Source organism: Breznakia sp. PFB1-19, assembly GCF_029893935.1.
Classification (GTDB): domain Bacteria; phylum Bacillota_I; class Bacilli_A; order Erysipelotrichales; family Erysipelotrichaceae; genus Breznakia; species Breznakia blatticola.
In genome coordinates, this window is the sequence record NZ_JARXXJ010000002.1 from 20,575 (window position 1) to 41,715 (window position 21,141).

At 33.8% G+C, this 21,141-nt stretch carries 26 protein-coding genes and 1 other annotated feature (1 of these 27 only partly in view); of the genes, 22 read left to right on the forward strand and 4 right to left on the reverse strand.

Features of this window, described 5'->3' with window-relative positions; genetic code table 11:
- Positions 1-24: 24 nt before the first annotated feature.
- The gene (locus M2098_RS01470; protein WP_134168470.1) at positions 25-966 is read right to left on the reverse strand and encodes an Abi family protein; all 942 of its coding nucleotides are present in this window, start codon (positions 964-966) and stop codon (positions 25-27) included.
- A gap of 209 nt (positions 967-1,175) precedes the next feature.
- Here M2098_RS01470 and M2098_RS01475 point away from each other — a divergent pair, with 209 nt between their 5' ends.
- From M2098_RS01475 to rpsI, 13 genes are all read left to right on the forward strand, one after another.
- Positions 1,176-1,949, forward strand: coding sequence for an enhanced serine sensitivity protein SseB C-terminal domain-containing protein (locus M2098_RS01475; RefSeq protein WP_166667528.1), 774 nt, complete (start codon positions 1,176-1,178; stop codon positions 1,947-1,949).
- Between the two features lie 91 nt (positions 1,950-2,040).
- The gene (locus M2098_RS01480) at positions 2,041-3,054 is read left to right on the forward strand and encodes a M15 family metallopeptidase (RefSeq protein ID WP_280681102.1); all 1,014 of its coding nucleotides are present in this window, start codon (positions 2,041-2,043) and stop codon (positions 3,052-3,054) included.
- A complete protein-coding gene (locus M2098_RS01485) occupies positions 3,054-4,205 on the forward strand; it encodes a CapA family protein (protein ID WP_280681104.1) in 1,152 nt (383 codons plus the stop codon). The genes M2098_RS01480 and M2098_RS01485 overlap by 1 nt, the downstream gene beginning before the upstream one ends.
- Complete coding sequence (locus M2098_RS01490; RefSeq protein ID WP_280681106.1) at positions 4,183-4,782, forward strand: O-methyltransferase; 600 nt, start codon at positions 4,183-4,185, stop codon at positions 4,780-4,782. Before M2098_RS01485 ends, M2098_RS01490 begins: the two co-directional genes overlap by 23 nt.
- Positions 4,783-4,842: 60 nt before the next feature.
- A complete protein-coding gene (locus tag M2098_RS01495) occupies positions 4,843-5,361 on the forward strand; it encodes a ribonuclease E inhibitor RraB (protein ID WP_134168481.1) in 519 nt (172 codons plus the stop codon).
- A 105-nt stretch (positions 5,362-5,466) separates the two neighbouring features.
- A complete protein-coding gene (locus tag M2098_RS01500; protein WP_280681108.1) occupies positions 5,467-6,288 on the forward strand; it encodes an energy-coupling factor transporter ATPase in 822 nt (273 codons plus the stop codon).
- The gene (locus M2098_RS01505; RefSeq protein ID WP_280681109.1) at positions 6,264-7,118 is read left to right on the forward strand and encodes an energy-coupling factor transporter ATPase; all 855 of its coding nucleotides are present in this window, start codon (positions 6,264-6,266) and stop codon (positions 7,116-7,118) included. The genes M2098_RS01500 and M2098_RS01505 overlap by 25 nt, the downstream gene beginning before the upstream one ends.
- On the forward strand, positions 7,111-7,911 hold the full coding sequence (locus M2098_RS01510; RefSeq protein ID WP_280681110.1) for an energy-coupling factor transporter transmembrane component T: 801 nt from the start codon (positions 7,111-7,113) through the stop codon (positions 7,909-7,911). Before M2098_RS01505 ends, M2098_RS01510 begins: the two co-directional genes overlap by 8 nt.
- Entirely contained in the window at positions 7,908-8,648 is a 741-nt protein-coding gene (gene truA, locus M2098_RS01515) for a tRNA pseudouridine(38-40) synthase TruA (protein ID WP_280681111.1), read from the forward strand. The genes M2098_RS01510 and truA overlap by 4 nt, the downstream gene beginning before the upstream one ends.
- Positions 8,635-9,429, forward strand: coding sequence for a histidinol-phosphatase (locus M2098_RS01520; protein ID WP_280681113.1), 795 nt, complete (start codon positions 8,635-8,637; stop codon positions 9,427-9,429). The genes truA and M2098_RS01520 overlap by 14 nt, the downstream gene beginning before the upstream one ends.
- Positions 9,430-9,450: 21 nt before the next feature.
- Positions 9,451-10,185, forward strand: coding sequence for an SIS domain-containing protein (locus M2098_RS01525; protein ID WP_280681115.1), 735 nt, complete (start codon positions 9,451-9,453; stop codon positions 10,183-10,185).
- A gap of 134 nt (positions 10,186-10,319) precedes the next feature.
- The gene (rplM, locus tag M2098_RS01530; protein WP_067425918.1) at positions 10,320-10,757 is read left to right on the forward strand and encodes a 50S ribosomal protein L13; all 438 of its coding nucleotides are present in this window, start codon (positions 10,320-10,322) and stop codon (positions 10,755-10,757) included.
- A 14-nt stretch (positions 10,758-10,771) separates the two neighbouring features.
- Positions 10,772-11,173 carry a 30S ribosomal protein S9 gene (rpsI, locus tag M2098_RS01535; RefSeq protein ID WP_067425920.1) on the forward strand — a complete coding sequence of 134 codons (402 nt, stop codon included), beginning with the start codon at positions 10,772-10,774 and terminating at the stop codon, positions 11,171-11,173.
- A 98-nt stretch (positions 11,174-11,271) separates the two neighbouring features.
- Here rpsI and M2098_RS01540 read toward each other — a convergent pair whose 3' ends face one another.
- Positions 11,272-12,198 (reverse strand): hypothetical protein, encoded by a 927-nt coding sequence (locus M2098_RS01540; protein ID WP_280681119.1) that lies wholly within the window; start codon positions 12,196-12,198, stop codon positions 11,272-11,274.
- 599 nt (positions 12,199-12,797) lie between these two features.
- Between M2098_RS01540 and M2098_RS01545 the strand changes: the two genes are divergently transcribed.
- From M2098_RS01545 to M2098_RS01555, 3 genes are all read left to right on the forward strand, one after another.
- The gene (locus tag M2098_RS01545; RefSeq protein ID WP_280681121.1) at positions 12,798-13,421 is read left to right on the forward strand and encodes a DUF4230 domain-containing protein; all 624 of its coding nucleotides are present in this window, start codon (positions 12,798-12,800) and stop codon (positions 13,419-13,421) included.
- Positions 13,422-13,562: 141 nt separating this feature from the next.
- Complete coding sequence (locus M2098_RS01550) at positions 13,563-14,321, forward strand: EFR1 family ferrodoxin (protein WP_280681123.1); 759 nt, start codon at positions 13,563-13,565, stop codon at positions 14,319-14,321.
- Positions 14,322-14,441: 120 nt separating this feature from the next.
- Positions 14,442-14,864: a helix-turn-helix transcriptional regulator gene (locus tag M2098_RS01555; RefSeq protein ID WP_280681124.1), complete on the forward strand. Its 423-nt coding sequence runs from the start codon at positions 14,442-14,444 to the stop codon at positions 14,862-14,864.
- A 73-nt stretch (positions 14,865-14,937) separates the two neighbouring features.
- Here the strand turns inward: M2098_RS01555 and M2098_RS01560 are convergent, their stop codons facing one another.
- Positions 14,938-15,318, reverse strand: coding sequence for a hypothetical protein (locus M2098_RS01560; RefSeq protein WP_280681125.1), 381 nt, complete (start codon positions 15,316-15,318; stop codon positions 14,938-14,940).
- A 125-nt stretch (positions 15,319-15,443) separates the two neighbouring features.
- On the opposite strand from M2098_RS01560, the gene M2098_RS01565 reads away from it, so the two are divergent.
- The 6 genes from M2098_RS01565 to M2098_RS01590 all read left to right on the forward strand — a co-directional run bounded on the left by M2098_RS01565 (position 15,444) and on the right by M2098_RS01590 (position 20,424).
- Positions 15,444-16,424: a diaminopimelate dehydrogenase gene (locus M2098_RS01565; protein WP_134168504.1), complete on the forward strand. Its 981-nt coding sequence runs from the start codon at positions 15,444-15,446 to the stop codon at positions 16,422-16,424.
- Positions 16,425-16,443: 19 nt separating this feature from the next.
- The gene (locus M2098_RS01570) at positions 16,444-16,959 is read left to right on the forward strand and encodes a methylated-DNA--[protein]-cysteine S-methyltransferase (protein WP_280681127.1); all 516 of its coding nucleotides are present in this window, start codon (positions 16,444-16,446) and stop codon (positions 16,957-16,959) included.
- A 123-nt stretch (positions 16,960-17,082) separates the two neighbouring features.
- Complete coding sequence (locus M2098_RS01575; RefSeq protein ID WP_280681129.1) at positions 17,083-18,561, forward strand: ABC transporter permease; 1,479 nt, start codon at positions 17,083-17,085, stop codon at positions 18,559-18,561.
- Between the two features lie 9 nt (positions 18,562-18,570).
- Complete coding sequence (locus M2098_RS01580; RefSeq protein ID WP_280681131.1) at positions 18,571-19,206, forward strand: ATP-binding cassette domain-containing protein; 636 nt, start codon at positions 18,571-18,573, stop codon at positions 19,204-19,206.
- Positions 19,207-19,450: 244 nt separating this feature from the next.
- Positions 19,451-19,936 (forward strand): hypothetical protein, encoded by a 486-nt coding sequence (locus tag M2098_RS01585; RefSeq protein ID WP_134168511.1) that lies wholly within the window; start codon positions 19,451-19,453, stop codon positions 19,934-19,936.
- Positions 19,937-20,082: 146 nt separating this feature from the next.
- A complete protein-coding gene (locus tag M2098_RS01590) occupies positions 20,083-20,424 on the forward strand; it encodes a hypothetical protein (protein WP_280681134.1) in 342 nt (113 codons plus the stop codon).
- Positions 20,425-20,478: 54 nt separating this feature from the next.
- Here M2098_RS01590 and M2098_RS01595 read toward each other — a convergent pair whose 3' ends face one another.
- The gene (locus M2098_RS01595; RefSeq protein WP_280681136.1) at positions 20,479-20,757 is read right to left on the reverse strand and encodes a hypothetical protein; all 279 of its coding nucleotides are present in this window, start codon (positions 20,755-20,757) and stop codon (positions 20,479-20,481) included.
- Positions 20,758-20,942: 185 nt separating this feature from the next.
- Positions 20,943-21,141, forward strand: a binding site (T-box leader) (it continues 12 nt past the right edge of the window).

Here is a 21,141-nt window from a genome sequence, read left to right on the forward strand (position 1 = left end):
AAGACACCGGAGTAATGTCTTTCGTTAATTATCGATATAATATTGTAAATAGAATCCTGTTAAATCGAGTAATATTCGTTGCCAATTATCTTTAAAGCAATAATTTTTTACAACATCAATGTTTGGAAATCTTGTCATTAATTGAGTGAGTTCCAAATTGAATCGTTGTACTATTGAAGAATCCGGGCAAAGCATTACAGTCACAGAAAGTAAATAAAAATACGTCTCATTCGATGTACAAGGACCATAAACCTTTTCGAATTCATCAGAATGTAACAATTTAGGTGGTCTTTGTTTGTGTTCAACTTGGAATAGTCGTTCATAATGGCTACATTTATTACGAAACATACATAAACTTCGATACCAACTAACTAAAAAAGATCGAGCAATTCTTTTGTTTGGGAATCTAAAATAGCCATTACTTATTTCATCAATATGTTCAAATTTTAGACCCTCCAAAAGAGATGCAACATCTCCAAAAGAAAGAAATTCCATTAGTGCCCATAAAGGATATTCTCCACTATATTTATATTCATGTGTTTGAATGATTTTACTGTCTGCATGTTTCGATTTGTATGTCTGCATGCACTCCTCAAGATATGAAACATTTGAACTACGATAATAAATATCATTACTTTTATAGGATAGAGGTCCAATTTGGTTACATAGATAGTCAGTGATTATTGCCTTAAGACTTACTTCGACACTTTCAAGAAGCATAAGTGTACTCCTGCGTAAATACATATCAAATTGATAGCAATCATAGATATCCTCGAAGAATATATCACTTTTAAATTCTTGATCATTTTCGTAGAAACTGTTAAAGTACCCACTCAATCTATAATAGTTAATGTGACTCAAAGTATAGTATGCACTATTCTCATCTCTAAATTTTAATCCTCTATCAAGTAGTAAGTCAATTTGTTCAGTTATTGTTAGTGCTGGCTTTCCATTCTTACATTCCATTGTGCCCCCAAAATATTAAAAAGCCCCAGGCGAGTTAGCTTCAATGAGAGGCTCCCTGGGTTCTTACATATGTATAATAACACGAAATGTGAAGAATTGTAACTAAAAGAAATCTTAATTTTAAATTAACAATGTTTTAAAAATGTTGATGTTGTAAAAGATGATGGGTTCTACTACAATGAGTATAGAAAGAGATGAAGGAAGAAATCATGGAAAGAAAAAGCACAAAAGATGCAAGTGCTTTACGTATAGCACTTGAAAACCTACAAAATCATCCTTGTAAAGCAAGTGAAGTAGAACTTTATGCATGTTTAAAAGATGCACAATTGTATGCCCCAGTACATCCAAATCAACATACATCAAAAAATCATAATGCAAATGTATTGGAATTAGCCACTGATTTTATGATGGTTTTAGATGCATCAAATGATTTATACTATCCAATTTTCAGTAGCAAAGAGGAACTGTTGAAGTTTACAAGTGAATTACAGCTTGGCTATATGAAAGTACGCTTACAAGATTATGAAAGTTTGCTTCATGGCCAAAAAGAAGTAAAAGGTGTTGTCTTGGATAAAGAATCCGTAAATTATTCACTGTGTTTAGAAGATATCTTGCATATTTATCATCATGTACAGTGTAGTGATATTACTAACTTAGAAATACGTGAGATCAAAGATCCAAACCACTATATAAAAGAAGAATTGGTACGTTTATTTAGCAAGATGCCACAAGTTCGTGCTGCTTATTTACATGAGCTATATTGTGATAAGCAAGCCAGTTATTTACTGATCATTGATAGTGATACTTTTGATGATGTAGCCCAACAAGTAAGTGACTTTCTGTATCCATTAACGTATGAAAATGGAGATCATGTAGAACTGATTGCGTTAGCAAGTCGTTTTGGTGAAAAAATCACACGTGAAGTCACACCATTTTATGAGCGAAAACAACGATTGCTGCATATATTACTACCCAAAGAGTAAAAACAAAAAGTCTTGAATGCAAGACTTTTTGCTTTCATTGAGTGAAAGCGTTGAATTTGGTATAATCGAAATAGAAAAACGAGGGAATACAATGAAAAAGATACTTACATTATGTGCAATCTTCATGTTAGTTGGTTGTAAAGATGTTGGTTGCGAAGCCATCTTATCAAATGAAGAAAAAAATACATTAAAAGAATATGGTGTACTAGACTATGTTGAAGATGATTGTAAAAACCAAAGAACCGTCCAAAAAATGTTGCATGATGATTTCAATAAAGACTATATAAAATCGTATTGTGCATTAAATATAAAAAGTACAGATCATGTCAATGATTTAATTGTTGCAGGATTTAGTGATAAAGAAATTACTGCATTATTAAAACTAGATAATTTAGATGAAGAACGTATTACACGTTATAAAGCATATACAGATGCAAATACTGAGAAAACGATGAAAGATATTGTTTTGGCTGTTAATTTAGATATGGATGAAGAAGCTTATGAGAATATCCAAATCATCGATGATGAAAGCTTGGATGTACTAATCAGCAAACATTATGGTTTAGCTGAAGGATATATTCCAAGTGACTTAGTTGATATTACATCGGTTTGCCAACAAGGAGTCGATTACTCTTGTTCGACAATGGATAAGCAACAACTTCGCAAAGAAGCAGCAGCTGATTATGAAGCTTTTGCTAGTTATGCAAAGGAAAAGAAAGGGTATGATATTGTTTCTATCGCATCATATCGCAGTTATGACTACCAAAAGAATTTATATAATTATTGGTTGAATGAAAAAGGTCAAGAATATGCAGATACATATTATGCTAGACCCGGTCATAGTGAACATAATGGTGGATTAGCTATTGATATTAGTGTTAGTGAATTTCCTTTCAATGAACTTGATACGTTTGAAGATTATGAATGGATTGTCGAAACGATGAAGGATTATGGCTTTATACTGCGTTATCCAAAAGATAAAGTAGATCTTACAGGATATGGTGCAGAAAGTTGGCATTTCCGCTATGTTGGTAAAAAACTAGCGAAGGAATTATATGCCGATGGATTAACGCTAGATGAGTATCATGCATTGGAGGCACGATAATGAAAAAACTTAAGATTGCATTACTATGTTTGTTTTTAGTTGCATGTAGTTCTCCTGCAAAAGAAGATACAAAAGATACAACAAAAAAAGAAGAAGTAAAAGACACAACTGTTTCCTTTTTTGCAGTTGGTGATAATTTACTTCATGATACCATTAATGCAGAAGCAAAAACCTACGGGGAAACATCAGGACGTAATTATGATTATCGTCCATTTTATAAAAACTTTGAAAAACAGATTCAAGGAGCAGATGTTGCTTTCATCAATCAAGAGACCATCGTTGGTGGTGAAGAATTAGGAATTTCAGGATATCCAAACTTCAACTCACCAAAAGAAGTAGCATCAGATTTAGCGACTACTGGATTTGATTTAGTGAACTTAGCAAGTAATCATAGTTTGGACCGTTCAAGCCAAGGGATTATCAATGCATTGCAAACATTTGATTTTGAAAAAAATCTCACAGTTGCAGGAATCAATGATAGTGAAGAACGTAAAAACGAAATAGCGACATTTAAACAAAAAGGAATCACTTTCTCATTTCTAGCATATACATACGGAACCAATGGAATTATTCCTGAAAATGCATATGAAGTAAATTACTTTGGTGATGAACGTATTGCAAGTGATGTCGCAAAAGCTAAAGAAGTTAGCGATGTTGTGATTGTCTCTGCACACTGGGGAGATGAAAACGCATTTGAACTAAATGATATGCAACAACACTATGCACAAGTATTTGCAGATGCAGGTGTTGATGTCGTCATTGGAACGCATCCACATGTTGTACAACCAGACACGTGGGTAGATGGAAAAGATGGACATAAAACATATGTGATTTATTCCCTGGGAAATTTTTTAGGTGGTATGCTTGATACGAAAAACATTGTTGGAAGTTATGCAACCTTTGATATTGTAAAAGATGGAAAAACGGATGATATATCAGTTAAAAATGAAGATGTAAAACCACTAGTTATCGATTTCCATGGTAACCAAAACAATATTTTGGATGAACGTTATGATTATACAGTTCTACCGCTTACAAAAGAGTACGATAAAGTAGCAAGTAATCATGTCTTACACGGATATGAAGGACAAGTCGTATCCTATGAGGAACTATTAAGGATGTGGACATATGGAACAAAACGTGAAATCTAAGTTACTCGAAATGGAATCGTATGCTTCTTTACATCAAGTTCCAATAATGCAAAAAGAAGGAATCGAATTCCTTAGTGCATATATTCAAGAACATAAGGTAAAACGTATACTAGAATTAGGAAGTGCAATTGGTTACTCAGCTATCCAAATGGCGATAAGTGATCCAAATGTTACTATTGATACAGTTGAACGTGATGAAGCACGGTATCAAATTGCGCAAGCAAATATAAAAGCATGTAACTTAGAAAATCGTATCCACTTATTTCATGAAGATGCACTATTCTTTGAAACGGATCAGAGCTATGATTTGATCTTTATTGATGCTGCGAAAGCGCAATACATTAAGTTCTTTGAACGTTATGAAAGAAATGTAAAAGTAAATGGAGTCATGATTAGTGATAACTTGGAATTCCATGGGATGGTACACGATATAGAACATATTAAAAATCGTAACACAAGACAGTTGGTGCGTAAGATCTTAAAGTTTCATGATTACTTACTTGAACGTAAAGATTTTGAAACAACTTTCTATGATATTGGTGATGGAATTGCAGTAAGTAAAAAACTTGTATTTTGATGAAAGACAGATGGAAACACTCTGTGCTATAATGTACATATCTATTTATGGAGGATAACTATGAAGAAAACATTAGGATTACTTGCAGCACTAACGGCAGCAGCTGCTGTAGCTGTATATAAATTATCAAAAGACGATGAAAAGAAAATTAAAGAACTAGATGATAGCAAAGAAAAAATCTTACGTTCAGTTGAAGAGCAAGGATTTGAACCTGTAGTTACTGACAAAGAAGAAACAGGATTTGTTTCAAATGCTTACCCACATTTAACAGAAGCAGATCTAATTGAACTGACAAAAAAGAACGATGAGATGTTTGCAACAATTGCCGACTTGCAACCAACAGACGAATATCCAATTCAACATATGGTGCAATTTGCAAAACCAATTGATTTAGAAGAGTTCAAAAACATCGTAATCTCAGAAGGATATGTGATTACAGGTGGAGAAAAAGAGAATGAATTATTAGTTCTGCACATTTCAAAAATGGACCATGATGACATCAGTGCAAAAGTGTTCTACCTTGCAAACTTAGCAAAAGCACATGATGGTGTATACGAAGGATGGATTTGTAAGAAGTAGTGAATTTTCACTGCTTTTTTTTGGCCGTTTTGACAAGTGAATATACATTGTGTCATGACAGGAAAAGTAGTATAATTAGTTTAATTTTGAGAAAGGAATGATGGCATGATTAAAGTAGAAGATTTACATTTCAGTTACGATGAACATGAAGAAACAATCAAAGGTGTAAACTTTACAGTGGAAGCAGGAAGTTATACATCAATTATCGGTCACAATGGAAGTGGAAAGAGTACCATTGCAAAATTACTCATTGGTTTACTCGAGAAATCGAGCGGTTCCATTGAAATTGACGGAATGGAACTTAATGAAGAAAACTTATATGCCATTCGTTCGTTGATTGGTGTGGTCTTTCAAAATCCAGATAATCAATTTATCGGTTCAACAGTAGCGGATGATATTGCCTTTGGTTTAGAAAATAAACAAGTACCACAAGAAAACATGCAAGCAATTATCGACAAGTTTTCAAAAGTTGTTGGTATGTATGATTTTCTAGACCGTGAACCTACAAGTTTATCTGGTGGGCAAAAACAAAGAGTTGCAATTGCTGGTGTACTGGCAATGGATTTAAAAGTGATTATTCTTGATGAAGCAGCAAGTATGCTTGATCCACGTGGGAAAAAAGAAATTCATGAACTAATTAATAAATTACATGAAGAAGAAAATCTAACCGTCATTTCGATTACACACGATATGGAGGAAGTATTACGTAGTGATAAAGTCATCGTTCTTGAACATGGACATGTAAAGATGAGTGGAACACCTGCAGAAATCTTACAGCATGAAGATGAGTTAGTTGCTTTAGAACTTGATATTCCTTTTGTCTATAAAGTGCAAAAAGAACTAAAAGAAATTGGTATTGAAATGGATACCCAAGTAAGCATTGAAGGAGTGGTGGAACAGTTATGTCAATTACATTCAAAAATCTAAATCATACATATAATGAAAAAACACCATTTCCTTCAGCAGCATTAAAAAATATTAATTTAGAAATTGCAGATGGAAGTTTTACTGCGATTATTGGTGAGACGGGAAGTGGAAAAAGTACATTGGTGCAACATTTAAATGCATTGCTTTTACCAACAGATGGAGAAGTTCGTGTAAATGACTTCGTAATCAAAGCAGGAGAGAAAATTAAAAATCTAAAACAATTACGGCGTCAAGTCGGATTGGTATTTCAATTTCCTGAATATCAATTGTTTGAGGAAACGATTGAGACAGATGTTGCATTTGGTCCTAAAAATTTTGGGATTGAAGAAAAAGAAGCAAAAGAAAGAGCACGTTATGTATTAGAACTTGTAGGTTTAGATGCAAGTTATTTAGAACGTTCTCCATTTGATTTATCAGGTGGGCAAAAACGTCGTGTAGCAATTGCTGGAATTCTCGCATTTGATCCAGATGTTTTGGTTTTGGATGAACCTGCTGCAGGTCTTGACCCTCAGGGTGCCAAAGAAATGATGGATTTATTCAAGAAGTTAAATACAGATTTTGGGAAAACGATTATTATGGTTACACATGATATGGAACACGTACTAAATTACTGTGATGAAGTTATTTTATTAAAAAAAGGTGAAGTGGAACTTGTAAGTGACGTGAAGAATTTTTTCAAAGATTCAACGATTGATTCACTGGATGTACAACCTCCACACATTGTGGAATTCAAACGACAACTAGAGGCTCGTGGATTTGCCTTTGATGAAGATGCATTTGATTTACCTACACTTGTACAAAGCTTAAAAGGAGAATTTGATCATGAGTAATATGGTACTTGGACGATATCTTCCTTTGGATTCTAAAATCCACAATATGGATCCTCGAGCGAAGATCATTTGTATGCTATGTTTGCTAGTTGCGATATTTATTCCAGCAGGCTATGTCGGTTATGCAGTATTGATCGCCATTGTATTTATTGTTGTATTGGTTTCAAAAATTGGATTACCATATATTTTTAAAGCGATGAAACCAATGATGTTTATGATGATCTTTTTATTTGTGATTAACATGTTGGTAATTAAACGTGGAACAATGCTAATTGATTTAGGCTGGTTCAGTATTTATGATGAAGCGATATTTCAAACTTTATATATTGTTATTCGTTTATTATTAATGATTAGTATTACAACACTACTGACAGCAACTACAAAACCATTGGATCTAACTTTAGGAATTGAAGACTTACTATCCCCATTCCAAAAGATTGGTTTACCAAGTCATATTATTGCGATGATGATTTCAATTGCATTGCGTTTTATTCCAACACTGATTGAGGAAACACAACGTATTATGAAAGCACAAGCAAGTCGTGGAGTGGATTTCGAAGAAGGAAAATTGATGGAGAAAATTCGCAGTATTCTTTCACTTATTGTTCCACTATTTATCTCTGCTTTTCAAAGAGCAGAAGATTTAGCTTATGCAATGGAAGCAAGAGGATATTCTCCTGAGAATAAACGAACACGCTATAAAGTATTGAAATTACGTGGTTTTGATATCTTCAGTATGCTATTTTCTGCAGCTGTAGTTGGTGCACTTATTGGAGTTGCAATTCTTTTATGAGGTATAAAGTAACTGTAGCTTATGATGGAAGTCCATATATTGGTTGGCAAACACAGAACCGTGGAGATAGTATCGAAGAAGCCATTGAAAAGGTTCTAGAAACTATGCATGGTTATAAAGTGTCCATTGTTGGAAGTGGAAGAACGGATGCAAGAGTACATGCAAAAGGACAAGTATTTCACTTTGATTCAATATTAGATATTACATGTGAAAGAATGATAGAAGCACTAAATGCTCAACTTGATAAAAGTATTCGAATTCAAAATGTGGAAATTGTAGAGGATACATTTCATGCACGCTTTGATGCAACAGCAAAAACGTATATGTATGTATTAAGTCAAGATGCGAAAGATCCATTTATTCGTGCATATATGGGAGTGGATTATCATCCTTTGGATGTAGAGATGATGCAAAAGGCATGCCAGTTATTTATTGGTACGCATGATTTTACAAGTTTTACATCAACGAAGATTCATCCAGATAAAGATCGTACACGTACGATCTATCATTTTGATGTGAAGCAAGAAGGTAGTGTGTTTCAATTCATCGTACGCGGTGACTCGTTTTTGCGATACATGGTACGCATGATGGTACAAACGGTACTGATGGTTGGTAAAGGGAAAGAAAGCTTAGCAAGTGTGCAAGAAATGTTAGAAGCCAAAAGCAAGCATGCTTGTAAATATAAAGCAGAGCCGCAAGGGCTATATTTAATGGAGGTAGAGTATGACAAAGAATAACTATCATACACATACCGAACGTTGTAAACACGCAAGTGGTTCAGATGAAGCATTTGTCTTAAGTGCGATCAAAGCAGGAATTCAAGAACTTGGATTTTCTGATCACACCCCTTGGAATTATGCACCAAGTACCTATAAAGGAAGCAACATTCGGATGTTTCTAGATGAATTTGCAGGATACAAACAAAGTATTCTAGCACTTAAAGAAAAGTATAAAGATCAAATATCAATCAAACTTGGATTAGAAGTTGAGTATTTTCCAAAGTTCATGGACTGGTTTATCGATTTTATAAAGAAAGAAGAAATTGACTATGTCATCTTAGGAAATCATTTCCATGGGGATGATGAAAAAGGTCCTTACTATGGACATGTATGTGATGATGATGCAATGCTTGAACTATATAAGCAAGATACGATCAAGGCATTAAAAACAGGTATCTATAGTTATCTAGCACACCCTGATTTATTTATGCGAGGGCGTAAACATTTTGATGCATTCACTAAGAAGATTTCTAGAGAAATTTGCGAAGCATGTAAGGAAATGGATATTCCATTAGAGTATAACTTAGCAGGAGCTGAGGTAAGTCATATTACACATCAACAACAATATCCACATCCTGATTTTTGGCAGATTGCTGCTGAAGTAGGAAATAAAGCGATTATTGGTTTTGATGCGCATAACAATCGTCAATTAGAAAATGAATATTACTATAACCAAGCAAAGGCACATTTAGATGCACTTGGTATGGAAGTTATAGACACAATCAACTTTTTACGTTAATCTAAAGTTGAAGGTGGTCATATGGAAAAAATTAGAGAATATGTCGATGTAGTAAAAGCACAATTAGAAACGGCGTTACAACAAGAAGAGATTATTGATGCATGTGCAAGTCAATTTGCAAATACGATTTTGAATGATGGTATCATTCATGTCTTTGGTTGTGGACATTCACAGATGTTTGGTGAAGAACTTTGTTTTCGAACAGGTGGTCTTGTTCCAATTAACGCGATTAAGATTCCACAGTTTAATATCTACCCAAAAGCACGTTTATCGCAATTGATGGAGCGAACAGAAGGTTTTGTAGGTGGTGTATTAGAAAGTATGTATACTACAAAACATGATACGATGGTTATCGTGTCTGTTTCTGGTAGAAATGCAGCCGGTGTAGATATGGCAATTGAAGCAAAGAAGTTAGGTATGCATGTAATCGGTGTCACTAGTTTACACTATGCAAATAATGTAACAAGTAGGCATAGCAGTAAGAAACTTCTCAAAGATGTTAGTGATACAGTGTTGGATTTATGTGGTGTCTGTGGAGATGCTGCACTAAGTGATACACGTGTAAGCGAGCACTTTGGTTCAACAAGTACTGTTGTAGGAATGAGTTTACTAAATGGAATCGTTGCTGAATGTATTGTGAAGTTAGCGGATGCTGGAATGGATCCACCAATTTGGGTTAGTGGAAACGTAGATCGTGGTGATGAAGCAAACAAAAAATACATGGAAGCATACAAAGGAAAAATTGATATTATCTAAAGATGACTAAAAAACGACAAACACTGATAAATTGTGAATAAAAAGGTTGCAAAGCGCAACCTTTTGTCTTACAATAAAACATGGCATGAAAGCCATTGTAGCCCCGGAAACTACAATGAAAGGAAGTATTAAACATGCGACAAACAACATTTTTGAAGCCTGCTGATGTAACACGTACTTGGTATGTAGTTGACGGTGCAGGAATGACTATGGGACGTCTTGCTACTGAAGTAGCAGCAGTATTACGTGGAAAAAACAAACCAACATTTACACCAAATGTTGACTGTGGAGACTTCGTAATCGTAATTAACGCAGATCAAATTGTGATGACTGGAAACAAGATGAATGATAAAAAATATTATTCACACTCAATGTATCCAGGAGGATTGAGAACACGTACAGCAAAAGAAATGAAAGCTAAATATACAGTTGAATGGGTTGAAAAAGCTATTCACGGTATGTTACCTCACACTCGTTTAGGAGACGTACAACGTCGTCACTTATTCGTGTACAAAGGAAGCACTCATCCACATGCTGCACAACAACCAGTAGAAATGAAAATTAAAGGTTAAGGAGGAAATAAGAGATGGCAACTAAGAAAAATGTATCTTACAACGGAACTGGACGTAGAAAAAGTTCTGTAGCCCGCGTCTTCTTGACTCCGGGAACTGGTAATATTGTTGTTAATGGTAAAACATTAGAAGAATACTTACCACTAGAAACTTTAAGAATGGTGGTTCGTTCACCATTAGAAACAACTGACACACTTTCTCAATTCGATGTAAAAATCAATGTTAAAGGTGGAGGATACACTGGACAAGCTGGAGCAATGCGTCATGGTATTGCACGTGCTTTACTAGAAGTATCTATTGACTACCGTGCAGGATTAAAAGCTGAAGGGTTCTTAACACGTGACCCTCGTATGAAAGAACGTAAAAAATACGGACTTAAAGCAGCTCGTCGTGCACCACAATTCTCAAAACGTTAATATTATCCCAAAAATCAAATGTTATGAAGCAGAAAAGGTACCGCAAGGTACCTTTTCTTTATGCTAGTATTTACAGTTCTGGTTTCTACTTGTAATTACTATTCGATTGTTTGTAGTAGACAGTCATGTCCATAATCATTGTTATTCATTATAATTGTGACTATTGTATCTAACAAGGTTTCTCCTTGTCGATTTATTGCAAGATTTAGTTTTTCTTCAATATAAGGTATATTTGAAGGATGACATTGTAATAATAGTTTCCTGTAGTAAGCAATTGTGGCAGGATAAGAAAAGTCATTCATACTTTTTGAGAAATTACACCACTCAATAAGAATTGGTTCTCCATATTCATGGACCCCAAAACCACCACAAAGCAAATCGTTAAATGCGGCAAAATTGTGTCCTGTTTTCCAACTGAGGTTTTTAGTTAAGACAGCATCCATTTCATCATAAAACTCTTCAAGTGTATCAAAATTATTACCATCAAATATGATTTTCCTGCGTATACGAGTATTGTTATTCATGAATTTTTCTTTACGAAGTTTCCACTCATTCCAAAAAGTAAGATATCCTAGTTTGTCATAATAGTCATTAGGCAAACTTTTTGGCGAACATTCTTCATAAAATGCTTCTATGCGATTTGCAAAGTTAATTACTTCCTTTGCATATTCATCAAAAGGAACAATTGTTGTTTTATTTGATGATGTTTGTAAGTGCATTGTATTGTTTTGTCGAGTTACGTTCCAATCGATACCGTTTGGACAACCTATGATATGAACGGTAGATTTATCCACGTTAGGAAACATGGAAAAGCCGCAACAAGGTAACAGTTGATTCCAGTCGTTTATTATGTGGTCTTCCGTTAATGTGCGTAATAAATATAATGCTGAAGCACTTGCTGTACAATTGTATTCAAATGCTTCTGAACCAATTTTTACATTTACTTTACCATGTGCACATAAATCCTTTGGATCATCTTCGTTGTTATTGATCCAGCACAAGTTGTCTACAGTTATTTTAAACATTTGATACTCCTTTTTGATCATCATTCCTTTAGCAAAAACCTAACCATATAAGCCCAAAGAGCAACCAATTTCTAAAGTTTTCAGCTTTTCTTTTTTGAATTTTGTTTGAACTTCATTTAAGGAATTATAAGATACAGGTCATTCATGACTTTTATCTTTTTTTATTGCTTCTAAATTACATTCAATACATGTTTTCATGGGATATTCCGTAGTATGAAAAATAATATTGGAATACAATACGTTTTTGAAAGCATGTGTATAGTATCCTTCAAATATTTCATGTACTTCTTCGATAGCGTTTGATGTATATAGAGTGAGTTGTTTGTTTGTTTTCAATATCGACTGTATATGAGTTGATAAGATTATCATGAACCCCGGATATATTGGACATTCTCCTTAAATGAATCTATATAAAGTATAGCACATGTTATATATACGAACGAAATAGTGAAGGAAATCTAGTTGATAAACTAAACTTATGGTTTAGCATAGAGTAAGTTAGTGCGTATGCTATAGAATTGATAATCCAATTAACAATTACAAACAGATATAATATGTGTATAATATTCAAGTAAGGTTAGATCGTATTGGAGGTAACAATGGAAAAAACAAATAAAGGGCACAAGCGTAGCATTTTTGGTTTGAAGATGTTAGTCAAAGTGCTCATCGTGGTAGTATTAGTAATCATTGGATTTACCATTGGTTCAAAAACTTCATTTACAACGGAAAGCAAAACAACAAAACTTAGTTTTGATAATATTGGTGAACTTGCTACACAAGAAGCCTATGCAACAGAAGTCAACCATACAGAAGATGCTAGAGAATTGTTTGGAGTTGAAATTCCACTAACAAAATCAACGCATGTATATAGTTATGATGTAATTATCAAAGCTGGTTTCAATTTCGAACAAATCAAACCAAAGGTGGATCAAGATGAACAACTGATTACGATTGAAATGCCTGAAGTGAAGATACTAAGTAATGAAATCGTTGAAGATTCATTAAAAGTATATGTGGAAGATGAAAGCATTTTTAAGAAAATAACACTTGAGGATACAAGTGAAGCAAGAAAAACAATGAAAGAAAATGCAGAGAAAAGTGCAATTGAAAAAGGGTTATTCAAAAGTGCGAAAACAAATGCAGAAACATTGTTGAAAAACTTTATTAAAGAAAACGAAGTATATAAAGAGTATCAAATTGAATTTGTATACAAGGAGAAATAACAGATGAAAACACTTAAGAAAATAGGAATTACAATACTTGTTCTGGTATGCTTATTTTACTTATATTTGTTCATAACTGCATAAGTTGTGGGAAATCATTATGCAACATAGTTTATGTTGAGAAAAGAGGGAAAAGGGAATATGAAAAAATATGCGATTTATTTTAGTCCAACCAATCGTACAAAAAAAGTAGTGAGTTGTATTGCCAATGAATTTGGTGAATACACAACCATTGATTTATGTCGAACAAACGATCGATATGAATATACATTTTCAGAAGATGATGTATGTATCATTGGTGTACCAGTATACGGTGGGCGTGTACCTGGTGTAGCGATTGAAAGAATTAAACAATTTACTGGAAATCAAACAAAAGTAATCATAGTTGCTTCATATGGAAATCGTGCATATGAAGATGCACTAAAAGAATTAGCAGATACACTAACAAGTAAAGGGTTTGTATGTGTAGGTGCAATTGCGGCTATTACAGAGCATAATATTGTGCATCAATTTGCAACTGGTAGACCAGATATGAATGATATACAACAATTGCAAACGTATGCCAAACAACTTAAAGAAAAACTGGCAAATCCATATGAAATTTCAACAGTTACATTGCCTGGAAATTATCCATATAAAGAGTTTATTGGTGGGGCGTTTAAACCATTGACAGATAGTACGTGTATTTCGTGTGGGATTTGTGCTAGAGTATGTCCAGTTGCCGCAATTCCAACAAATAAGCCAAGTACAACAAATTATTGCACATGTATTAATTGCATGCGATGTATTGAAGTTTGCCCAGAAGATGCACGAGGTCTGGATTCAGTATTGTTAGAGCAACTTGGTAAAAGACTTGAGCCTGTATGTTCAGATCGAAAAAATAACGAACTCTTCATTTAATGTGGAGTTCTTTTAAATTTACATTATTTTTTTGTCAAAAAGGGTTTACATCTCTTGCATGTAAAAGGGATTTGATAGAAAATGGAATAGATGACTTTTATCATAAGACTAGGAGATGACATGGAAATATCAAAGAAGCTACAAGAACAAAGAAAAATGATGAAACTTTCACAAGAAGAACTAGCAAATCGTTTGAATGTATCAAGACAGACCATTTCAAGTTGGGAAACAGGAAAGAGTTATCCTGATATATACAGTCTTGTAAGCATTAGTGATATCTATGGACTCACCTTAGATGAATTGGTAAAAGGAGATGTGAAAATGTTAAACACAATGAAAAAAGAAAGTAAAGCTGCACAAGTAAATAAGAAAGCGATGATTATGAGTGGTATCGGTTTGATTGGGTTGGGTCTAGGTTGGATCATTCCAACTTCACATGTAAGAGAATTTATCAGTGGTGCCGGGTTTGGCTTACTTATTGCAGGTGCGTTGATGATGATTGTCACCAAAGTTGTGCTACAACTAGCAGTGGATAAAGACTAAGTATAATAAGAAAATCATCTTCGGATGTTTTTTCTTTTACGTAATAAAAAACTATAAACTCAATCGTGTGAATTTATAGTTCAGGATCTACATTAATGAACTCTTTATATTTATCACCAAAGCCAAGTATTTCACCATGTTTTGTATAGGAAAGAATACCTGTATCACCGATTTTAAGTGATGAATATAAGAATGAAGGAACACTAAAAGTTCTTGTTGTATGGTTGAATGCAAAAGTAACATCGTATGTATAAGTATATCTTTCGCCATATTTTGTGATAGCTACACTTTGATAATATGTCATATCCGTGATGGTTGCTGTATAACGTGAAATATCCTTTTCTTTAGGTTTTCGTTTCTTATATTTATGGTATGCCCACATAGGCATCATGTACAAAATAACTGTTAAAACAAGTAAACCAATAACAATCAAATAATCAATAATTTTTCCCATTTGTAGCCCTCTGATTACATTAATAATAGCATATAGTAGGATTGTATAAATATAAAAAATAAAATGTTACATAGTGCTCACTAATAAAAAATGGTAAAATAAACAAAAATAGGAGGCGTGTTTATATGATAAAAATTGGTATCGTTGGATATGGAAACCTTGGAAAAGGTGTAGAGAGTGCTGTTATTAACAGTAAGGATATGGAATTGATTGGAATTTTCACAAGAAGAAATCCAAGGGATCTAGTTGTACAAAGTGATACGAAAGTATATGCATTAGATGATGCATTTAACATGAAAGATGAAATTGATGTAATGGTGATGTGTGGAGGAAGTGCAAATGATCTATTAGATCAAACGCCTGCATTTGCAAAGCATTTTAATGTAATTGATAGTTTTGATACACATGCTCGTATCCCAGAACATTTTGCGAATGTTGATGCAGCTAGTCAAATCGAGAAAACGGTAAGTATTATTTCTGTTGGATGGGATCCAGGGTTGTTCTCTGTGCAACGTTTATATGGGCAAGCAGTATTACCATACGGAAATGATTACACTTTCTGGGGTAAGGGAGTGAGTCAAGGGCATTCTGATGCGATTCGTCGTATTGAAGGTGTTGTAGATGCTAGACAATATACAATCCCAGTAGAAGCTGCTTTAGCTAGTGTACGTAATAATGAAGACCCTGTATTAGATACAAGACAAAAACATACACGTGAATGTTATGTGGTTATAGAAGATGGGGCAGATGCAAAACAAATTGAAGATGCAATTGTAAATATGCCAAACTACTTTGCTGATTATGATACAACGGTTCATTTTATCTCAATGGAAGAATTACAACGTGATCATGCAGGAATTCCTCATGGTGGAGTAGTGTTTAGAAGTGGGAAAACCGGAATGAATTTAGATACACATCAATTAATTGAATATAAACTAGAGTTAGATTCAAACCCAGAATTTACAGCAAGTGTACTTGTTGCTTATGCAAGAGCTGCATATCGTTTACACAAAGATGGCGTATATGGATGTAAAACTGTCTTTGATATTGCTCCTGGACTGTTACATGAACAAGATGGAGAAACATTAAGAAAACATCTATTATAAGATGTAAGGAGATCGTTGTATGTATTGTGCAAATTATGAAAGTCCTCTTGGAATTTACAGAATGATAAGTGATGGACAAGCTTTAATCGGGTTAGATCGTATGGTAGATGCAACAGATATACTAAACCAATTTGAATATCAAGAAACGCTTCCCATTTTTCAAAAAACAAGAGCTTGGTTAGATGCGTACTTTCGTAAAGAGAATCCATCGATTGATGCTTTGCATATACAACTACATGGAACTGCTTTTCAAAAAGAGGTATGGGATGTATTGTTAGATGTGAAATATGGAAGTGTAGCAACATATGGTGATCTTGCAAAAATACTAGCAAAACGACGGAATATCAAACGGATGTCCAGTCAGGCAGTCGGTAATGCATTAGGTAAAAATCCAATACCAATCATTGTTCCATGTCATCGTATTATTGGAACAAAGGATAATTTAGTAGGATATACTGGTGGTCTTCACATCAAGACATTTTTATTAGAACTTGAAGGAATTGATATAACTAAACTTCACAAACCAAAATCATAAATAGATGGTCATGCAGCAATGTATGGCCTTTTTTTGTGAACAAATATTCACATGAAATTTAAGAGAGTTTTAAGGAAAGGTCGATATACTTTTGAAGAAATAACAAAAGGAGATCAAGGATATATGTATATTATAAAAAATGCATTACGAAATATTCGACGAATGTTTACAAAGAATATTCTTATTGCAATCATAATTTTGATTGTAGGATTCTCATGTGTGGTATCACTGAGTATTAAGGAAGCAGCAAATACAGCTAGACAAGAAGGAATAGATGCAGTAAATATTACTGCAAATATTTCTTACGATAGACAAAAGATGATGCAAAACATGCAACCACCAACACAAGGTGAACAAGATGGTACATCACAAGAAGACATGCGTGATAAAATGCGTGAAAGTATGCAAAATCAAAATCTAAGTCTGGATGAGTTAGAAGTCTATGCAAAAGCGGATAGTGTAAGTGATCTTTACTATGAAAAAACAATGACTATTGGTGCAACTGAAATTGAAGCGATTGAATCATCAAGTTCAGAAAACTTTGGGGGTCCCCAAGGAATGCCTGGAAGAAGTGATGAAGACACAACATATGTTGAAGGTGACTTTTCATTAGTTGGAATTTCAAGTGTAAATGCATTAAGTGATTTTACTGATGGAACAAAAGAGCTTGTTGATGGAGAATACCTAGATACTGAGAAAGCAAATACGGCAATGATTTCAGAAGATCTAGCAACATACAACTCACTAGATGTTGGTTCAAGTATTACGCTACAAAATCCAAACAATGAAAGTGAGACATATGTAGTTGAAGTTGTTGGTATTTATAGTCAAGTGAGTGACCAACAAATGATGATGCGTCAAGATCCGGCCAATCAAATGTATACAAGCGCAAACACTATAGATGCAATTGAAGCAAAAACCGCATCTGATAATCCACTAACGAGTCAAGTGAAGGGTACCTATGTACTAGCAGATGTTGATGCCTATGATGCGTTTAGTGATGAAGTGTATGAACTAGGTTTATCAGATGATTTTACTGTGCAAAGCATGGATGTAAGTATGTATGAGCAATCATTAGCACCTTTAGAAAATCTATCCAGTTTTGCAGATACCTTCTTTTTAGTCAGTATTCTTGTTGGTGGAGCAATTCTTATTGTTTTCCAATTTTTAAGAGTGAAGGACCGCGTATATGAAATCGGTGTATTACGTGCAATTGGAATGAGTAAGCTTAAAATATCACTTCAGTTCATTTGTGAATTGCTAATTATTACAACGGTATCACTAATATTAGCATTAGGAATTGGAGCAGCAACAAGTGTACCAATTACAAATCAATTATTAGAAAATCAAAGTGTGAGTACAAATGAATCTGAGATGCAAAATATGCCCGGTGGAATGCCACAAGGTATGGGTGGTAGACAAAGTAGTGAACCTAGTGGAAGTTTTATTGAAGATAGTGTACAAAGTGTATCCAGTGCAACCAACTGGACAGTTGTATTAGAAATTATGGTAATTGGTCTATTATTGACCATTGTCTCTGGTGGTGTAGCAACAATTTTTATACAACGCTACGATACGATGAAAATACAACAACAAAGTTAGGAGAAAAACATGAGTGAATTATCAACAAAAGATCTAAGCTTTTATTATACAAAGGACAAACCAATCTTAAAGGAATTAAACCTTGCATTTGAGCGTGGAAAAATATATGCAATCGTTGGGAAATCAGGTGCAGGGAAAACAACGTTATTATCCTTATTATCACAACTACAAAGCCCAAAGGATGGACATATCTATTATGAAGGTCAAGACATTTCTAATATTAATGCAGATCACTATCGTTCATGTAACATTGGTGTGGTCTTTCAATCTTACAATTTACTGCCAAGTTGGAATGCAATCGAAAATGTAAGTCTTTCATTGGATATTGCAAATTGGAAAGAATCAGATAAAAAGACACATGCAAAAATGTTGTTAGAGAAGATGCAAATAGATGAAAGTGATATGCATCGTGCAGTGCATCAATTATCGGGTGGGCAACAACAACGTGTGGCAATAGCAAGAGCGATTAGTTACAATCCATCAATTATTCTTGCAGATGAACCAACAGGGAATTTAGATAAAGCAACAGAAAAAGAAATCTTAACGATCTTTCAACAACTAGCATATGAAGAAGATAAGTGTGTAATCCTTGTCACACATGCTTCTTCAGTTACAAAAATAGCAGACGAAATTTATCGACTATAAAATGAATCGAATGATACATGGTGTCATCCTAAATTGTATATAAAGTATTATAATCATAGAGATAAAAAAGTAGAAATGTATCATATATATTTGATAGGTGCTCAAAAAGCCCATGAAATAAGTGAAATTTCACACTCGATTAGATTTTTCGAGCAAAATATGCTATAATAAAGGCACAACGAGCGGTATTGATCATGTAGTTCTGTTGATCTTCCGCTTTTTATTTTTTAACTAGGAGGTAATGATGTTAGAAATTGGAGAAAAAGTATTATATCACTTATATGTATGCAACGTCGTGAGTAAAGAAAAAAGAAACGGTAAAATTTTCTACAAACTAGTTTCTGTGGATCATGATGGATATTCGTTCAAAATCCCAGCGACGCACATTTCCACTAGTGTTCAACAAATCCCAACAAAAAAAGAACTACAAGGGTATTTAGAAAACATCGACATGAATGAAGTCAAACGCCCAACGGCTTTGGATATGGACCGTACGATTAAACCAATCTTGGATACATTTGATATTGAGAAATGGTTAGATGTTTATGGAATGTTATTTGATGAACGTAAAAAAGCCGTAGCAAGTGGAAAAATGGTTTCACAAAAGGTGCAAGGCTACTTAAATAACATGGAAGATAAAATCTTCAACTTATCTGCGTATATCTTTGATGATTCAGTAGATGAAGTAAAAGATCGTATTTATACACATTTAGACAACATCACGAGTTAATTCTTGTGGTGTTTTTTTTATATTCATATACATATGAAAATGTGAACAACATTCATTTTTTTACATGATGATAGGCGTTTATATATTGTTATGGGATAATAATGATGTAGAAACGATTGTGTTGTGTGTGAATGAAGGAGGTAGTTATGGATATACAAAAACTTAGAAGTGCACGCACTTGGTACAACGTAATGATGTTTGCTTTATCCTATGTTGTGTTTTATGACTTAAAAATCAACGTCTTTCTTTCGAGTGTATTCTTTACGTATTCTTTTGTATTGATATGGGTGCATGATTATTTTGTTAGAAATGTGAATAAAGAAAAACATTTTTTGTTGTATAAACGAATCAATTACATTTGTGGAATTTTTCTATGTGGATTTTATGTATACTTTTGCTTGCCACATGGATGGATCATCCCGATGTTTATGATACTACTCACATGTAGCCTTCTTGCATTTACATATTATGCAATAGAAGGTATTTAGTCTTGCGACAAAAAAACAGTGAATCACGTAGCTGTGATTCACTGTTCTTAATAATTATTTGATTGGTCTATTTCCAGTTTTTGTACTTTCTTTTTCCCAGTACTTTTTCACTTCATTAAGATCTAAGTAAGGTGCATCAGTAGTTCTGAAGTCAGTTAATTTGTCAAAGAAGAATTCAGCTTCATTGTAATCATCAAAGATCATTAACATTTTACCATCATTCTTTAAGATCCATTTACCATCTTTTGATCCGACTTTGAAGTTCTTTAACTTCATGTTTAACATCTTTCCTGATTTGTCATCACCTGTTCTGTAAACTAAATATTTTTTCATATCCTTTTCCTCCTTAGTTACATATTCATTATACAACGGACTGCATAATTATAAAGTAATATGCTTAACAAAAATAATGTAGAAATAAAGTGCAAACAATCAAAATGTAACAAGTTTCATCCATATTTGTAAAAAATTACATTTTTTGTTGACATAGTTTTCATTCAAGCGTATGATAAGAACCATACAAAACGTTGATTAGGAAAAGTACTTGAGATCGAGATGCATAGCGAGATAACGATTGGTGGAAGGTTATCCAGGAGAAATTAAGGAAACGCACCTAGGAGTGTTTATGGGAATGTAAGTATCATAAATCGTTGATCCTCGTTACGGATTAGAGTGGGTAGTATAATACTATCAACTAGAGTGGTACCGCGTAAGTAA

Bases quoted from the DNA above. Each gene is read 5' to 3' on its own strand.
- M2098_RS01470 (WP_134168470.1), bottom strand. From the start codon at position 966: ATGGAATGTAAGAATGGAAAGCCAGCACTAACAATAACTGAACAAATT.
- M2098_RS01475 (WP_166667528.1), top strand. From the start codon at position 1,176: ATGGAAAGAAAAAGCACAAAAGATGCAAGTGCTTTACGTATAGCACTT.
- M2098_RS01480 (WP_280681102.1), top strand. From the start codon at position 2,041: ATGAAAAAGATACTTACATTATGTGCAATCTTCATGTTAGTTGGTTGT.
- M2098_RS01485 (WP_280681104.1), top strand. From the start codon at position 3,054: ATGAAAAAACTTAAGATTGCATTACTATGTTTGTTTTTAGTTGCATGT.
- M2098_RS01490 (WP_280681106.1), top strand. From the start codon at position 4,183: ATGGAACAAAACGTGAAATCTAAGTTACTCGAAATGGAATCGTATGCT.
- M2098_RS01495 (WP_134168481.1), top strand. From the start codon at position 4,843: ATGAAGAAAACATTAGGATTACTTGCAGCACTAACGGCAGCAGCTGCT.
- M2098_RS01500 (WP_280681108.1), top strand. From the start codon at position 5,467: ATGATTAAAGTAGAAGATTTACATTTCAGTTACGATGAACATGAAGAA.
- M2098_RS01505 (WP_280681109.1), top strand. From the start codon at position 6,264: ATGTCAATTACATTCAAAAATCTAAATCATACATATAATGAAAAAACA.
- M2098_RS01510 (WP_280681110.1), top strand. From the start codon at position 7,111: ATGAGTAATATGGTACTTGGACGATATCTTCCTTTGGATTCTAAAATC.
- truA (WP_280681111.1), top strand. From the start codon at position 7,908: ATGAGGTATAAAGTAACTGTAGCTTATGATGGAAGTCCATATATTGGT.
- M2098_RS01520 (WP_280681113.1), top strand. From the start codon at position 8,635: ATGACAAAGAATAACTATCATACACATACCGAACGTTGTAAACACGCA.
- M2098_RS01525 (WP_280681115.1), top strand. From the start codon at position 9,451: ATGGAAAAAATTAGAGAATATGTCGATGTAGTAAAAGCACAATTAGAA.
- rplM (WP_067425918.1), top strand. From the start codon at position 10,320: ATGCGACAAACAACATTTTTGAAGCCTGCTGATGTAACACGTACTTGG.
- rpsI (WP_067425920.1), top strand. From the start codon at position 10,772: ATGGCAACTAAGAAAAATGTATCTTACAACGGAACTGGACGTAGAAAA.
- M2098_RS01540 (WP_280681119.1), bottom strand. From the start codon at position 12,198: ATGTTTAAAATAACTGTAGACAACTTGTGCTGGATCAATAACAACGAA.
- M2098_RS01545 (WP_280681121.1), top strand. From the start codon at position 12,798: ATGGAAAAAACAAATAAAGGGCACAAGCGTAGCATTTTTGGTTTGAAG.
- M2098_RS01550 (WP_280681123.1), top strand. From the start codon at position 13,563: ATGAAAAAATATGCGATTTATTTTAGTCCAACCAATCGTACAAAAAAA.
- M2098_RS01555 (WP_280681124.1), top strand. From the start codon at position 14,442: ATGGAAATATCAAAGAAGCTACAAGAACAAAGAAAAATGATGAAACTT.
- M2098_RS01560 (WP_280681125.1), bottom strand. From the start codon at position 15,318: ATGGGAAAAATTATTGATTATTTGATTGTTATTGGTTTACTTGTTTTA.
- M2098_RS01565 (WP_134168504.1), top strand. From the start codon at position 15,444: ATGATAAAAATTGGTATCGTTGGATATGGAAACCTTGGAAAAGGTGTA.
- M2098_RS01570 (WP_280681127.1), top strand. From the start codon at position 16,444: ATGTATTGTGCAAATTATGAAAGTCCTCTTGGAATTTACAGAATGATA.
- M2098_RS01575 (WP_280681129.1), top strand. From the start codon at position 17,083: ATGTATATTATAAAAAATGCATTACGAAATATTCGACGAATGTTTACA.
- M2098_RS01580 (WP_280681131.1), top strand. From the start codon at position 18,571: ATGAGTGAATTATCAACAAAAGATCTAAGCTTTTATTATACAAAGGAC.
- M2098_RS01585 (WP_134168511.1), top strand. From the start codon at position 19,451: ATGTTAGAAATTGGAGAAAAAGTATTATATCACTTATATGTATGCAAC.
- M2098_RS01590 (WP_280681134.1), top strand. From the start codon at position 20,083: ATGGATATACAAAAACTTAGAAGTGCACGCACTTGGTACAACGTAATG.
- M2098_RS01595 (WP_280681136.1), bottom strand. From the start codon at position 20,757: ATGAAAAAATATTTAGTTTACAGAACAGGTGATGACAAATCAGGAAAG.